This is a genomic window from Inquilinus sp. CA228 (assembly GCF_052078665.1).
In the GTDB taxonomy this organism is placed as follows: domain Bacteria; phylum Pseudomonadota; class Alphaproteobacteria; order DSM-16000; family Inquilinaceae; genus Inquilinus.
Map to the genome: position 1 here is coordinate 1 of NZ_JBQJIK010000053.1, position 14,563 is coordinate 14,563.

At 69.7% G+C, this 14,563-nt stretch carries 14 protein-coding genes; 12 read left to right on the plus strand and 2 right to left on the minus strand.

Going from position 1 to position 14,563, the window contains the following annotated elements; translation table 11 throughout:
- Nucleotides 1-884: cysteine desulfurase family protein (locus ACTOWL_RS24385; protein ID WP_441323881.1), on the plus strand; the 884-nt coding region annotated here is incomplete at its 5' end.
- On the opposite strand, the gene ACTOWL_RS24390 is transcribed toward ACTOWL_RS24385, so the two are convergent.
- Entirely contained in the window at nucleotides 862-1,773 is a 912-nt protein-coding gene (locus tag ACTOWL_RS24390; RefSeq protein ID WP_441323882.1) for a LysR family transcriptional regulator, read from the minus strand. The genes ACTOWL_RS24385 and ACTOWL_RS24390 overlap by 23 nt on opposite strands.
- Before the next feature lie 181 nt (nucleotides 1,774-1,954).
- On the opposite strand from ACTOWL_RS24390, the gene ACTOWL_RS24395 reads away from it, so the two are divergent.
- The 4 genes from ACTOWL_RS24395 to ACTOWL_RS24410 all read left to right on the plus strand — a co-directional run bounded on the left by ACTOWL_RS24395 (nucleotide 1,955) and on the right by ACTOWL_RS24410 (nucleotide 6,189).
- Nucleotides 1,955-3,211: a urate hydroxylase PuuD gene (locus tag ACTOWL_RS24395; RefSeq protein ID WP_441323883.1), complete on the plus strand. Its 1,257-nt coding sequence runs from the start codon at nucleotides 1,955-1,957 to the stop codon at nucleotides 3,209-3,211.
- A gap of 174 nt (nucleotides 3,212-3,385) precedes the next feature.
- Nucleotides 3,386-4,720, plus strand: coding sequence for a guanine deaminase (gene guaD / locus ACTOWL_RS24400; protein ID WP_441323884.1), 1,335 nt, complete (start codon nucleotides 3,386-3,388; stop codon nucleotides 4,718-4,720).
- Between the two features lie 19 nt (nucleotides 4,721-4,739).
- The gene (locus ACTOWL_RS24405) at nucleotides 4,740-5,540 is read left to right on the plus strand and encodes an IclR family transcriptional regulator (RefSeq protein ID WP_441323885.1); all 801 of its coding nucleotides are present in this window, start codon (nucleotides 4,740-4,742) and stop codon (nucleotides 5,538-5,540) included.
- Between the two features lie 58 nt (nucleotides 5,541-5,598).
- Nucleotides 5,599-6,189, plus strand: a complete 591-nt coding sequence (locus ACTOWL_RS24410) for a hypothetical protein (RefSeq protein ID WP_441323886.1) — start codon at nucleotides 5,599-5,601, stop codon at nucleotides 6,187-6,189.
- Between the two features lie 60 nt (nucleotides 6,190-6,249).
- On the opposite strand, the gene ACTOWL_RS24415 is transcribed toward ACTOWL_RS24410, so the two are convergent.
- Nucleotides 6,250-6,471, minus strand: coding sequence for a type II toxin-antitoxin system Phd/YefM family antitoxin (locus tag ACTOWL_RS24415; protein WP_441323887.1), 222 nt, complete (start codon nucleotides 6,469-6,471; stop codon nucleotides 6,250-6,252).
- Between the two features lie 273 nt (nucleotides 6,472-6,744).
- On the opposite strand from ACTOWL_RS24415, the gene gcl reads away from it, so the two are divergent.
- The 7 genes from gcl (at nucleotide 6,745) to ACTOWL_RS24450 (ending at nucleotide 14,558) form a co-directional block, all read left to right on the plus strand.
- On the plus strand, nucleotides 6,745-8,502 hold the full coding sequence (gene gcl / locus ACTOWL_RS24420) for a glyoxylate carboligase (protein WP_441323888.1): 1,758 nt from the start codon (nucleotides 6,745-6,747) through the stop codon (nucleotides 8,500-8,502).
- Between the two features lie 14 nt (nucleotides 8,503-8,516).
- Nucleotides 8,517-9,314: a 2-oxo-tetronate isomerase gene (otnI, locus tag ACTOWL_RS24425; protein WP_441323889.1), complete on the plus strand. Its 798-nt coding sequence runs from the start codon at nucleotides 8,517-8,519 to the stop codon at nucleotides 9,312-9,314.
- A 175-nt stretch (nucleotides 9,315-9,489) separates the two neighbouring features.
- Nucleotides 9,490-10,389 carry a 2-hydroxy-3-oxopropionate reductase gene (locus ACTOWL_RS24430; RefSeq protein WP_441323890.1) on the plus strand — a complete coding sequence of 300 codons (900 nt, stop codon included), beginning with the start codon at nucleotides 9,490-9,492 and terminating at the stop codon, nucleotides 10,387-10,389.
- A 96-nt stretch (nucleotides 10,390-10,485) separates the two neighbouring features.
- Nucleotides 10,486-11,826: an 8-oxoguanine deaminase gene (locus ACTOWL_RS24435; protein ID WP_441323891.1), complete on the plus strand. Its 1,341-nt coding sequence runs from the start codon at nucleotides 10,486-10,488 to the stop codon at nucleotides 11,824-11,826.
- Between the two features lie 81 nt (nucleotides 11,827-11,907).
- Entirely contained in the window at nucleotides 11,908-13,686 is a 1,779-nt protein-coding gene (locus ACTOWL_RS24440) for an SRPBCC family protein (RefSeq protein WP_441323892.1), read from the plus strand.
- 76 nt (nucleotides 13,687-13,762) lie between these two features.
- Nucleotides 13,763-14,113 carry an ArsR/SmtB family transcription factor gene (locus ACTOWL_RS24445; protein ID WP_342238154.1) on the plus strand — a complete coding sequence of 117 codons (351 nt, stop codon included), beginning with the start codon at nucleotides 13,763-13,765 and terminating at the stop codon, nucleotides 14,111-14,113.
- Nucleotides 14,097-14,558, plus strand: a complete 462-nt coding sequence (locus ACTOWL_RS24450) for an SRPBCC domain-containing protein (RefSeq protein WP_441323893.1) — start codon at nucleotides 14,097-14,099, stop codon at nucleotides 14,556-14,558. Before ACTOWL_RS24445 ends, ACTOWL_RS24450 begins: the two co-directional genes overlap by 17 nt.
- Nucleotides 14,559-14,563: the final 5 nt, after the last annotated feature.

A 14,563-nucleotide genomic window follows, 5' to 3' on the forward strand; every position in this document is an offset into this window, starting at 1 on the left:
GCGGCACGCCCGAGGGCTGGCCGGTGATCGCCTCGGCGATCGAGCACCCCAGCGTCCTCGCCTGCCTGCCGGAGCTGGGGGCCCGCGGGCACCGCACGGCAACCCTGCCGGCCGGGCCGGACGGCACCGCCGATCTCGACGCCCTGCGCAAGCTGCTGGCCGGCCGCCCGGCCCTGGTCTCGCTGATGGCGGCCAACAACGAGATCGGCACCCTCCAGCCGCTGGCGGAGGCGGCGCGGATCTGTGCCGCGGCCGGCGCCCTGCTGCACAGCGACGCGGTGCAGATCCTGTCGACCGGCGCGATCGATGTCCGCGCCCTCGACCTCGCCTTCCTCAGCCTGTCCGGGCACAAGCTGTACGGACCGATGGGCATCGGCGCCCTGTTCGTGCGCGAGGGCACGGCGTTGCGCCCCCTCCTCCACGGCGGCGGCCAGCAGCAGGGGCGCCGCGCCGGTACCCTGCCGACAGCCCTCTGCGTCGGGCTCGGCGCCGCCTGCCGCCTGGCCCGGCAGCGCCGGACGGCCGACGCCCAGCGCCTGACCGCCCTGCGCGAGCGGCTGTTCGCGGCGCTGCTCCGGGACCTGCCGGACCTGCACCGCAATGGTTCCGCCGATCACGACCTGCCCGGCTGCCTCAATGTCAGCCTGCCCGGGCTGGATGCGGCCGACCTGCTGCTCGACCTGCCGGAGCTGGCGCTGTCCACCGGCTCGGCCTGCTCGACCGGCAGCCCGGAGCCGTCGCATGTGCTGCGCGCCATCGGCCTGACGCCGGAGGAGGCCCATGGCAGCCTGCGCTTCGGCCTCGGCCGCGGCACCACGGAAGCCGACGTCGACCAGGCCGCAGCGCGACTGGTCGCAGCGATCAGAGCACGAGATCGGCGCTGAGCAGCGCCCGCGTCTGCTCCACCAGATAATCAGAGAACACCCGGACCTTGGCCGGCAGGAAGCTGCGATGCGGGTACAGCACCGCCAGCACCACCGGCTCCGGCGGATGGTCGGGCAGCACCAGCTGCAGCGCGCCGCTGCGCAGATGCGCCGCCACCTCCCACACCGGCTTCATGACGATGCCGCGGCCGTCGACCGCCCATTGCGTCAGCACGTCGCCGTCATCGGCATCGAAGCTGCCGCGCACCGGCACCTTGGACGGCCCGTCCCTGCCCTCCAGCGTCCACTGATACTGCCGCGACCCGGGGAAGCGCAGCAGCAGGCAGTTGTGGCCCATCAGCTCCTCGGGCGACTTCGGATTGCCCTGGGCCTCGAGATAGGCCGGCGCCGCGCACAGCACCCGCCGGCAATCGGCGATCTTGCGCAGCACGAAGCTGGAATCCCGCATCTCGGCCATGCGGATGGCCAGGTCCACCGCCTCGCCCAGCAGGTCGAGCAGGTGGTCGGACAGGCGCAGCCGCACCTCGACCCGGGGATAGAGCTCGTGGAACTGCGGCACCAGCGGCGCCAGGACGCGGCGGCCGAAGCCGAGCGGCGCCGTCACCCGCAGGCTGCCCGAGGGCACGCCGCTGGTGGTGGCGACGCTGGTCTCGGCCCGCTCCATCGCATCCAGCACCACCAGGCAGTGGCGGTAGAAGGTCTGGCCGTGCTCGGTGGTCTGCACCTGGCGGGTGGTGCGGTTCAGCAGGCGGACGCCGAGATGCTGCTCCAGCTGCTGGATGCGGTGGCTGACCACGGCCGGCGACATGCGCACCTGCCGGCCGGCGGCCGACAGGCTGCCGAGCTCGACCACGCGCACGAACACCCGCATGTTCTCCAGCAGCGCCAAATCCCGATGGTCTCCCTGTTCGTTGAAGCGATCCTGGGCGCATCCGCCGGGCGGGATTATAGCGATTCTTTTGAAAGTGCTGTGTTACCGCATCGCTTCCCCAGCCGCGGCGATGTTCACTAGGCTGGCCAGCACAGGGACAGCCGCGGGCACGGCCAGCGGGAACGGCGGAGGCGACGGCATGGAGCCGATCATCTGGGAATGGATCAACCTCGTGGCCCGCTGGGTGCACACCATCACCGCCATCGCCTGGATCGGCTCGTCCTTCTACTTCGTCGCCCTCGACCTCAGCCTGAAGAAGCGCGAAGACCTGCCGGCCGACGCCAGTGGCGAGGCCTGGCAGATCCATGGCGGCGGCTTCTACAACATGGTCAAGTACCTGGTGGCGCCGGACCGGCTGCCGAAGGAGCTGACCTGGTTCAAATGGGAGGCCTACTCCACCTGGATCAGCGGCTTCTTCCTGCTCTGCGTCCTGTACTACCGCGGCGCCGACCTGTTCCTGATCGACCCGCAGGTGTCGATGTTCTCGCCCAAGGAGGCGATCGCGATCAGCATCGCCAGCCTCGCCCTCGGCTGGCTGGCCTACGACCTGCTGTGCAGGTCGCCGCTGGGCGAGAGCGACGTCAAGCTGGCGGCCGCCGGCTTCGTCGTGCTGGTCGCGGCGGCCTACGGCTTCGCCCAGGTGTTCAGCGGCCGCGGCGCCATGCTGCAGATGGGCGCCCTGATCGGCACCATGATGGTGGCCAACGTCTTCTTCCTGATCATCCCGAACCAGCGCAAGGTGGTCGACGCCCTGATCGCGGGGCAGTCGCCGGATTCGAAATTGGGCCGGCAGGCCAAGCAGCGGTCGCTGCACAACAACTACCTGACCCTGCCGGTCCTGTTCCTGATGCTCAGCAACCACTACCCGCTGGCCTTCGGGTCGCACTACGCCTGGGTGATGACGGCGCTGGTGCTGGTGATGGGCGGGGTGATCCGGCACTTCTTCAACGCGCGCCATGCCGGCAAGGCGACGCCGTGGTGGACCTGGGCCGCGGCCGCGGCCTGCATGGCGGCGATCATCTGGCTGTCGACCCTGCCGCCGCCGCGCGAGCACGAGGTGGCGACCGCGACCAAGCCCTGGATCGGGCTGCAGCCCGAGGCGCCGGTGCAGACGGCCGCGGCGGCGGCCCCCGTCTCCTTCACCCAGGTCACCGACATCGTCGTGTCCCGCTGCAGCATGTGCCATTCCACCATGCCCGGCTGGGAGGGCATCAACGAAGCGCCGCGCGGCGTGCTGCTGGACTCGCCGGAGGAAATCCGGCGCCACGCCAGCCTGATCCGCCTGCAGGCGGTGCTGACCCACGCCATGCCGCCGGCCAATGTCAGCCAGATCACCCCGGAGGAGCGCGACCTCCTCGGGCGCTGGGCGGCCGATCCCGACCAGGCCGTGCAGTGAGGCGCAAGATGTCCTTGGCATTCCCTCCTTTGTCATCCTCGGGCTTGACCCGAGGATCCAGGGGCCATCGAGAGCGGTGCCTGTGGCCCCTGGATTGCCCGGTCAAGCCGGGCAATGACAGAAAAGGTGTCGTGACGACACTCGGCTGGAATCCCGTGCGACCGGAGACCTGAGATGACCACTACCGCCCTGCGCGGCCGCCTGCTGAGCTTCCTCGCCGCCCCGAAGGGCGCCGGCGACGCCGCCAGCTATCGCTATATCCCGGACGGGGTGGTGGTGGTCGAGGACGGACGCATCGCCCGCATCGGCCCGGCCGCCGAGGTGCTGCCGACGCTGCCGCCCGGCACCGCGGTCGACCACTATCCGGACGACCTGATCCTGCCCGGCTTCATCGACGCGCATCTGCACTTCCCGCAGACCCAGGTGATCGCCTCCTACGGCGCCCAGTTGCTGGACTGGCTGCAGAAATACACCTTCGTCTCCGAGCAGCGTTACGGCGACCAGGCCTATGCCGAGCGCCAGGCGCAGTGGTTCCTGGCCGAGCTGCTGGCCAACGGCACCACCACCGCCGCGGTCTACGGCTCGGTCCATCCCGGGTCGGCCGAGGCGTTCTTCGCCGAATCCGAGCGGCTGGGCACCGCCATGATCGCCGGCAAGGTGATGATGGACCGCAACGCCCCGCCCGGCCTGCTGGACACCGCCCAATCCTCCTACGACGACAGCAAGCGGCTGCTGCAGCGCTGGCACGGCAGGGGCCGCCAGCGCTACGCCATCACCCCGCGCTTCGCCATCACCTCGACCGAGGCGCAGCTGGAGGCGGCGGGCGCGCTGGCCCGCGAATTCCCGGACGCCTATGTCCAGACCCACATCGCCGAGAACCTCAAGGAGGTCGAGGCGGTGAAGGCGCTGTTCCCGGACAGCCGCGACTATCTCGACGTCTATGACAAATACGGGCTGCTGGGCCGGAAGACCCTGTTCGGCCACTGCATCCATCTCGAGGAACGCGAGCGCCGGCGCATGGCCGAGACGGGCTCGGTCGCGGTGTTCTGCCCGACCTCGAACCTGTTCATCGGCAGCGGTCTGTTCCCGATGCGCGATCTGGCGCGGCGCGACCCGCCGGTGCGGATCGCGGCCGCGACCGATGTCGGCGGCGGCACCAGCTATTCCATGCTGCGCACGCTCGGCGAGGGCTACAAGGTGCAGCAGCTGCAGGGCACCAACCTGTCGGCGCTGGAGGCCTTCCACCTGGTCACCGCCGGCAATGCCGAGGCGCTGGGGCTGGAGCAGGAGATCGGCCGCATCGCCGCCGGCCGCTGTGCCGACCTGGTGGTGCTGGACGCCCGCGCCACCGCCGCCATGTCGCACCGGATGGAGGCGGTCGAGGCCGACCTGGAGGAAGAACTGTTCATCCTCATGACTTTGGGCGATGATCGGTCGATCAAGGCGACCTATATACAAGGGCGCCGCATACACGAACGGGAGGGTACGCGAAGCCGGTCACCGGCCTGAGCGTCCAGTCAGGAGCGCCATGGCCGAGATCGATCGCGACAGCGACCCCAGCATCGACGAGCCGAAGACCGGGCAGGTCCGATCCCTGCTCCGCGCGCTGCGGCTGCTCGACACCGTGGCCGGCCGGGCCGAGGGCATGAGCCTGACCGAGCTGGCCCGCGCCACCGACCTCTCCGCCCCCACCGTGCACCGCCTGCTGACCACGCTGGAGGAGGCGCATTACGTGCGCTTCGACCCGGCGACGCGGCGCTGGACGGTCGGGCTGCAGGCCTTCCTCTCCGGCCTCGCCTATGCCGACGGCATGGGGCTGCGCCGCCTGGCCGACCCGCCGATGCGCACCCTGTTCGGCCTGTGCCACGAGACCGTGAACCTGGCGGTGGAGGAGCGCGGCACCATCCTCTATCTGCACCAGCTCGGCGACCCGGGCGCCAGCCTGCCGGGGTCGACGCCGCTGCCGGTGCACGGCTCCGGCGTCGGCAAGGCGCTGCTGTCGGCCAAGACCGACCCGGTGCTGTCGCGCACCCTGCCCGCGCTCGCCCTGACCCGGCTGACCGTGAACACGGTGCCGGACCTGCCCAGCCTGCGCGACCAGATCAGCCGCGCCCGCCGCTCTGGCTACGCCATCGACGACGAGGAGCATCTGGCCGGCGTGCGCTGCGTCGCCTCGCCGATCCTCGACCGCGGCGGCCGCCCGGTGGCGGCGCTGTCGATCTCCGCCCCGTGCGAGCGCATGGGCGACGACCGCATCGGCCAGATCGGCATGCTGGTGCGCCAGGCGGCCGAGAAGGTCACCCTGCAGCTCGGCGGCCGGCCGCACTGAGGTGCTTCAAACATTCCGGACCGCGGTATGATCACAGACGTCGTAGTTCGGATTGACCATGCCACGCCGCGAGCCGATCACTGCAAGCGAGTTGACGCGTCGCCTTGAGGCCGATCCTGAATGGGTCGCTCGGCGGGCCGAGAGGGATCGCCTTCACGAGGAGCGGACCGCTGCCCTCAGGGAGAACGAGGCCCCGCTGATCGCGGCGCTAAAGGATGTCGGCGTCGACGTCGGATCTGCGTGGCTTTTGAGCGACAAGCACCCGAACTATCGTCCCGCAATTCCCGTTCTGCTCGATCATATCGATCGTGAATATGACGACCGAATTCGAGAGGGAATTGTTCGCGCCCTTGGATGTTCGGAGGCACGCCAACTTGCGTGGGATAGTGTGCTCGTTGCCTTAAAGCGCCTGAGATCGAGGCCTGGAAGCGGCTTCAGAGATGGATTGATGGCGGCCCTGGCCGGCATGGCTCGATCGGGAGATTTGCCTGTGCTTATCGAGTTGGTCGCTGATCCTACCCTCGGCCCGTCGCGCTTGCTGTTGATCCCCAAACTGTCGCGATCAAGGCAGCCAGAGGCACGGGCCGTCTTGGAGAAGCTGAAGGACGACCCTGACCTTTACAAAGAGATTTCATATCGCCTGAAATGATAGGCGAACGACAAGGGTAGGAACCTCCCCGCGATTCGGCGTTAGGCGCGCAGGACCGTGTTACCGATCCAGTTCAGCGATCGAACGACGCAAATGGGCTGCGTTGGCGGGCGTGCTGAGAAGATAAGCGGTTTCGCGTAAGGACTCGAACTCAGCCAGCGGGACGATCACCATCGGCTCGTGGCCCGGCCGGATCACGACCAGTTCCGTGCGGTCGGCCTCAAGGCGGTCGAGGTGGCCTGCAAGATCGGCCAGCAGGTCGGTGAAGGTAACCTCGGGCATGGCCTGGTTCCCTTTCAGAGGTGAGGCCACCCCATTTTGTCATTGCCGGGCTTGACCCGGCAATCCAGAAGGTGTCGACAGCCTCTGGATGCCCGGGTCGAGCCCGGGCATGACAGGTAAGGGAGGGGGCGCGCCCTCTCCACCGCTTCCACCAGGTGAAAAAGACCGATCCGGTCCGCCGCTTTTCACGCCCTGGAATGTTTCGGGCTGCCGCTGGCCCCGCCCTGCCCCACCCGCCACCATCGCCCGAGAACCTTCGAACGGGAGGGCATGATGCCCAAGATGACGGCGATGGAAGCGGCGGTGCATGTGTTGCGCAGCGAAGGCGTGGAGGTGGCGTTCGGCGTGCCGGGCGCGGCGATCCTGCCCTTCTACGAGGCGCTGAAGGACAGCGGCATCCGCCATGTGCTGGTGCGGCACGAGGAGGGCGGCACCCATGCCGCCGAGGGCTACACCAGGGCCCGGGCCGGCGCGATCGGCGTCTGCATCGGCACCTCCGGCCCGGCCGGCACCAACATGATCACCGGCCTCTACTCCGCCATCGCGGATTCGATCCCGATCCTGTGCATCACCGGCCAGGCGCCGCGCGCCAAGCTGCACAAGGAGGATTTCCAGGCGGTCGACATCGCCGCCATCGCCCGGCCGGTGACCAAATGGGCGATCACGGTGATGGAGGGCGCCCAGGTGCCCTGGGTGTTCCGCCGCGCCTTCCAGATCATGCGCTCCGACCGGCCCGGCCCGGTCCATATCGACCTGCCGATCGACGTGCAGAAGGAGATCATCGACTACGATCCGGAGACCGATGCGCCGTTGCCGGTGTCGCGCCCGGCGCCGAATCCCAGCGCCATCGCCCGCGCCGTCGACATGCTGCTGGCGGCGGAGAAGCCGCTGATCGTCGCCGGCGGCGGCATCATCAACGCCGAGGCGTCCGACCTGCTGGTCGAGTTCGCCGAGCTGGTCAACGTGCCGGTGGTGCCGACGCTGATGGGCTGGGGCACCATTCCCGACGACCATCCGCTGAATGCCGGCATGGTCGGGCTGCAGACCCAGCACCGCTACGGCAACGCCACCTTCCTGCAGAGCGACGTGGTGCTGGGCATCGGCAACCGCTGGGCCAACCGGCACACCGGGTCGACGGAGGTCTACACCAAGGGCCGCAAATTCATCCATGTCGACATCGAGCCGACCCAGATCGGCCGGGTGTTCTGCCCGGATCTGGGCATCGTCGCCGATGCCGGGCTGGCGCTGGAGGCGCTGATCGCCGAGGCCCGCGGCCGCCGCCTGCCGAAGCGCGACGCCTGGACCGGCGCGGTGCAGGAGCGCAAGCGCACCATGCTGCGCCGGACCGATTTCGACAACACCCCGATCAAGCCGCAGCGGGCGTTCCAGGAGATCAACGCCGCCTTCGGCCGCGACACCCGCTTCGTCACCGCGATCGGCCTGTACCAGATCGCGTCCGGCCAGTTCCAGAAGGTGTACAAGCCGCGCAACTACATCATCTGCGGCCAGGCCGGCCCCCTGGGCTGGGAGGTCTCGGCCTGCACCGGCGCCAAGCTGGCCGACCCGTCGGCCGAGGTGGTCGGCATCGTCGGCGACTATTCGCTGCAGTTCCTGATCGAGGAGCTGGCGGTGGCCGCGCAGTACCGCATCCCCTTTGTGCTGGTGGTGCTGAACAACGCCTATCTCGGCCTGATCCGCCAGGCGGAGCGCGGCTACAACATGGATTACGAGGTCCAGCTCTCGTTCCAGAACATCAACGCGCCGGAGATCGGCGATTACGGCGTCGACCACGTCAAGGCGGCGGAGGCCTTCGGCTGCATCGCCCGCCGGGTGTTCGACCCGGCCGAGATCGGCGAGGCGCTGCAATGGGCGCGGACCCGGGCAACCCAGGCCAGCCTGCCGGTCATGGTCGAGATCATCACCGAGCGGGTGACCAACATCGCCATGGGGCCGGAGATCGACAAGGTCACCGAGTTCGAGGAGATCATCGACCTCGCCCCCACCACGGCCCGCGAGCCGGAAACCGTCTGAGCCCGGAGGCCGCCATGCCGCGCTTTGCCGCCAACCTCACCATGCTGTTCAACGAGCATTCCTTCCTCGACCGCTTCGGCCGCGCTGCCGAGGCCGGCTTCACCGGGGTCGAGTACCTGTTCCCCTACCCCTATCCGAAGGAGGAGCTGGCCGAACGGCTGCAGCGCCACGGCCTGACCCAGGTGCTGCACAACCTGCCGGCCGGCGACTGGGCCAAGGGCGAGCGCGGCATCGCCTGCCTGCCCGACCGCAAGGGCGAGTTCCAGGATGGCGTCGGCCAGGCCATCAACTACGCCACCGCGCTGGGCTGCCGGCAGGTCAACTGCCTGGCCGGCAAGCGGCCGGCGGGCGTGGCCGAGACGGTGCTGGGCGACACGCTGGTCGACAATCTGCGCTTCGCCGCCAAGGCGCTGGGCGGGGCCGGCATCGACCTTCTGGTCGAGCCGATCAACACCCGCGACATCCCGGGCTTCTTCCTCAGCGGATCGCAGCAGACGCTCGACCTGCTCGATGCGGTCGAGGCGCCGAACACCAGGCTGCAATACGACATCTATCACATGCAGGTGATGGAGGGAGATTTGGGGCCGACCTTGCAGGCGCTGATCTCCCGCATCGGCCACATCCAGGTCGCCGACAACCCCGGCCGGCACGAGCCGGGCACCGGCGAGATCCACTATCCCTTCCTGTTCCGCCTGCTCGACGCGCTCGGCTATGCCGGCTGGGTCGGCGCCGAATACGTGCCGCAGGCCGGCACCGAAGCCGGCCTCGGCTGGTTCGCGCCCTACCGGGCCAAGGCCACCGTCGCGGCCTAGACCGTTTGGAAATGCTACTGGCGCGGCCGTCTGACGGCGGTTTCTCCGCTTCCGGTGCTCACGGACTTTAACGTCCGCTGCGCGCCGGTTCTCGAAACCACCGCCAGCCGACTCACGCCAGCGCATTTCGAAACGGCCTATGAGGCACCCGCCTCTCCCATCACAGGAGTTCGTCATGAACGTCGCCTTCATCGGCCTCGGCATCATGGGCCGCCCCATGGCCGGCCACCTGATCGCCGCCGGGCACAGCCTCTTCCTCCATGACATCACCGGCGTGCCGGAGGGGCTGGCCGGCACCGCCGTTCCCTCCGCCGCCGAGGCGGCGCGGCGGGCCGACATCGTCATCACCATGGTGCCGGACACGCCGCATGTGGAGGCCGCGCTGTTCGGCCCCGGCGGCGTCGCCGAGGGGCTGTCGCCCGGCAAGGTCGTGGTCGATATGAGCTCGATCTCGCCGATCGCCACCAAGGGCTTCGCCGAGAAGATCAACGCGCTGGGCTGCGACTATCTCGACGCCCCGGTGTCGGGCGGCGAGGTCGGGGCCAAGGCCGCCAGCCTGACCATCATGGTCGGCGGGCCGCAGGCCGCCTTCGACCGGGTGCGCCCGCTGTTCGAGGCGATGGGCAAGAACGTCACCCTGGTCGGCGGCAATGGCGACGGCCAGACCACCAAGGTCGCCAACCAGATCATCGTCGCCCTGACCATCGAGGCGGTGGCCGAGGCCCTGCTGTTCGCCGCCAAGGCCGGCGCCGATCCGGCCCGGGTGCGGCAGGCGCTGATGGGCGGCTTCGCGGCTTCGCGCATCCTCGAGGTGCATGGCGAGCGCATGATCCAGCGCAACTTCGCCCCAGGCTTCCGCATCGCCCTGCACCAGAAGGACCTGGCCCTGGCGCTGGACGGCGCCAAGGCGCTGAGCGTGCCGCTGCCGAACACCGCGGCGACGCAGCAGTTGCTGCACGCCGCCATCGCCCAGGGCGGCGCCGCCTGGGACCACTCCGCCATCCTCAAGGTGCTGGAGCGCCAGGCCGATTTCGAGATCGCCGCCCCCACGGCGGCGCAGCAGGACGCGGCCTGACACCATCGCCAGGTTGAAGCACTTTCAAATCGCACAACCCCTCCCGCTCCCGCCGCCCGGTGCTAGGCTCCGGACAAACGGGACGGGAGGCGTGCGATGCGGCTGTGGATCAAGGACCCGCTGGCGATCCTGGCGGACGGCGCCGAGCGCGGCGTGGTGGTCGAGGATGGCCGGATCGTCGAGCTGGTGCCGGCGGGACAGGAACCCACGGCGCCGGCCGACAGCGTGTTCGACGCCGGCAGCCATGTCGTCCTGCCCGGGCTGATCAACACCCATCACCATTTCTACCAGACCCTGACCCGCGCTTTGCCGGCGGCGCTGGACCGCGAGCTGTTCCCCTGGCTGCAGGCCCTCTACCCGGTCTGGGCCCGGCTGGACCCGGAGGCGCTGCGCAGCGCCGTCACCGTGGCGATGGCGGAGCTGCTGCTGTCCGGCTGCACCACCATCTCGGACCACCACTACGTCTTCCCGGACGGTCTGGAGCACGCCATCGACATCGAGGTCGAGGTGGCGCGGTCGCTCGGCCTGCGCGCCGTGCTGACCCGTGGCTCGATGAACCTGTCGGTGCGCGACGGCGGCCTGCCGCCGGACAGCGTGGTGCAGGACGAGGACGAGATCCTGGCCGACAGCGAGCGGCTGGTCGCGGCACATCACCAGCCCGGCGACGGCGCCATGGTGCAGATCGCGCTGGCCCCCTGCTCGCCCTTCTCGGTCACCGGGTCGCTGATGCGCCGGACGGCGGAGCTGGCCGAGCGCCACGACGTCCGGCTGCACACCCATCTCGCCGAGACCGAGGACGAGAACCGCTTCTGCGTCGAGACGTTCGGCTGCCGGCCGCTCGACTATCTGGAGGAATGCGGCTGGCTGGGCCCCCGCACCTGGCTGGCGCATGGCGTCCATTTCGACGAGGCCGAGATCGGCCGCATGGCCCGGGCCGGCACGGCGGTGACGCATTGTCCCTGCTCGAACCAGGTGCTGGCCTCCGGCCACTGCCCGGTGCATGGCATGGAGCAGGCGGGCATGAGCGTCGGCCTCGGCGTCGACGGCTCCGCCTCCAATGACGGGTCGAACCTGATGCAGGAGGTGCGCGCCGCCTTCCTGCTGCAGCGGCACCATTACGGCGTCACCAGGATCAGCCACCGCGACGCGCTGCGCTGGGCCACCGCGGGCTCCGCCGCCTGCCTCGGCCGGGCGGATCTCGGTGTGATCGCGCCGGGGAAGCAGGCCGACCTCGCTTTGTTCGCGCTGGACGAGCTGCGCTTCGCCGGCCATGGCGACCCGCTGGCCGCCCTGGTGCTGTGCGGCGCGCACCGGGCCGATTTCGTCATGGTCGGCGGCACCTGGCGAGTTCAGAACGGCGCGATCCCGGGCCTCGATCTGCCCCGGCTGATCCGCAGCCACCAGGCCCTCGCCGCCCGGATGCAGAACGCCCTCTGACTCCAAGTTCCTTGCCGAACAGCCATTCGATTCACTAAAATGTCCATTCGATAGAGTCGAACGGCCGATCGGGAGGTTGGCATGGACGATGTCCTGGAGAGCCGGGTGCGGGCGCGGCTGCCGCAGGATGCGCGGCGCGAGCAGCTGATCGATGCGGCGATCACCGCGATCGCCGAGCACGGCCTGTCGAACGTCACGCTGAGCAAGGTGGCCAGCCTGGCCGGGCTGACCGCCGGCATGGTCAATTTCCACTTCAAGTCGAAGCAGGACCTGCTGCAGGCCACGCTGGCGCGCATGGCCGAGGCCTATCGCGGCCTGTGCGAGAGCGCGGTGGCGGCGGCCGGCCGGGCGCCGGAGGAGGCGCTGATGGCGCTGGTCCGCGCCAGCTTCGACCCGCAGGTGGCGAGCCTGGAGCGGCTGGCGGTGTGGTACGCCTTCTGGGGCGAGAGCCGGGCCCGCGACGACTACATGGCGCTGGTCGGCACCTCCGACCGCGCCTTCTACGAGGCCGTCCACGCGCTGATGGCCGAGCTGGCCGAGCGCGCCGGCGCCCGGATCGAGCTGCGCGCCGCGGCGCTGGGCCTGTGCGGCCTGGTCGACGCGCTGTCGCAGGAGGCGCTGGTGCAGCGCGAGGCCTTCGACTGGGACGACGCGGTCGACACCTGCCGCCGCTATCTGGCCAACCTGTTCCCGGCGGAATTCGCCGCCCCGGCCCGGCTGCGCCTGGTGGCGGAGGCCGAGGCCGACGCGCCCGCTTTGCCGCTGACCCTGCCCGGCTGGACCTATGCCGATCCCGGCATCCATGCCGCCGAGATCGCGCGCGTCCACCGCCCGGCCTGGCATCTCGTGGCGCATGTCTCGGAGCTGCCGAATCCCGGCGACTACGTCACCTTCGAGGCGCTGGGCGAGCGCGCCTTTGTGATCCGCGGCGAGGATGGCGGGGTCCGCGCCTTCCACAATGTCTGCCGGCACCGCGCCCATGCCGTGCTGCAGGGCCGCGACGGCCATTGCAGCGGCCTGATCCGCTGTCCCTACCACGCCTGGTGCTACGCCTGGGACGGTCGGCTGCGCGCCGTGGCGGCGGCGAAGACCTTTCCGGAGATCGACACCGCGGGCCTCGGCCTGCTGCCGCTGGATTGCGAGGTGTTCGCCGGCTTCGTCTTCCTGCGCTTCGCCGGCGGCGGCCTGTCGGTGGCCGAGCGCTATGCCCCCTATGCGGCGGAGCTGGCGGCGCACCGGATCGAGGAGATGGTGCCGATCACCGACTATTGGATCGGCGAGATCGACGCCGACTGGAAGACCATCTGGGACAACTACCTCGAGGATTATCACTTCCCGACCGGCCATCCCAGCCTGTTCGGGCTGATGTCCGGCGCCTATGACCGCGAGCCGGACGACGCCACCCGCACCATCCGCCTGAGCCACGCGCTGCGCCGCGATCCGGATGGTGGCTGGTCGACCCGCGCCTATGCCCGGGCCCTGCCCGACGTGCCGCATCTGCCGGAGGCGCTGAAGCGGCGCTGGACCTACCTGTTCCTGTATCCGGCGGTGTCGCTGGAGCTGTACCCGGACATGCTGGACTATTTCCACATCCTGCCGGCCGGCCCCGGCCGGTCGATCCTGCGCTGGCGCGCCTATGCCCGGCCGGACGACCGCCGCGCCATGCGGCTGACGCGGCGGCTGAACCTGCGGGTGAACAACCGGGTGCATGACGAGGATGCGGCGCTGATCCGCTCGGTCCAGCAGGGCCTGTCCGGCTCGGCCTATGGCTGCGGCGTGCTGGGCGAGAAGGAGATCAACCTCCGTGCCTTCCAGGGCTGGATCCGCCGGGACGTGCCGGAGGCCGGGCAGACGCGATAGGGTCATCGTCGCCTTGACAGATCCAGGTCGGCGGCCTTATTGAACCATCTGGTTGTTCAACCAGTCGGTTCAGCACGTGTCGACGGATCCCCTCAGCCTCACCTTGGCGGCGCTCGCCGACCCCACCCGCCGGGCCATCCTGGCGCGGCTGGCCCAAGGCGAGGCTTCGGTCACCGAGCTCGGCGCCCCCTTCGCCATGAGCCTCACCGCCGTGTCCAAGCACCTGAAGGTGCTGGAGCGGGCCGGGCTGGTGGCGCGCAGCCGCACGGCGCAGTGGCGGCCCTGCCGGCTGCAGGCCGGGCCGCTGAAGGAGATCGCCGACTGGGTCGAGGGCTACCGCCCGTTCTGGGATGCCGGCTTCGACCGGCTGGACGCCTATCTGCGCCAACTGCAAGGCAAGGACACCGACGATGACCGCACCCAGTGATAGCGCCACTCTGGAGGCAGGGCCGGAGCTGGTCATCACCCGCATCTTCGACGCGCCGCGCAGCCTGGTGTTCAAGGCCTGGACCCAGCCCGAGCATCTGGTGCGCTGGCTGGGGCCGAAGGATTTTTCCGCCTCCGCGGTGCGGCTCGATGTCCGGCCGGGCGGCACCTGGAGCGCGGTCATCACCTCGCCCGAGGGCAAGGACTACGGCATGGCGGGTGTCTATCGCGAGATCGCGCCGCCGGAGCGGCTGGTCTTCACCTTCGCCTGGGACGAGGACAAGGCGGAGCAGATGCTGATCGCCCTGACCTTCCGGGACCGCGACGGCAAGACCGAGATGACCTTCCGCCAGACCGGCTTCCGCTCGGTGGAGAGCCGCGACAGTCATCGCGGCGGCTGGAACGAGTGCTTCGACCGGCTGCCGGCCTTCCTGGCGCAGGCCTGAACCAT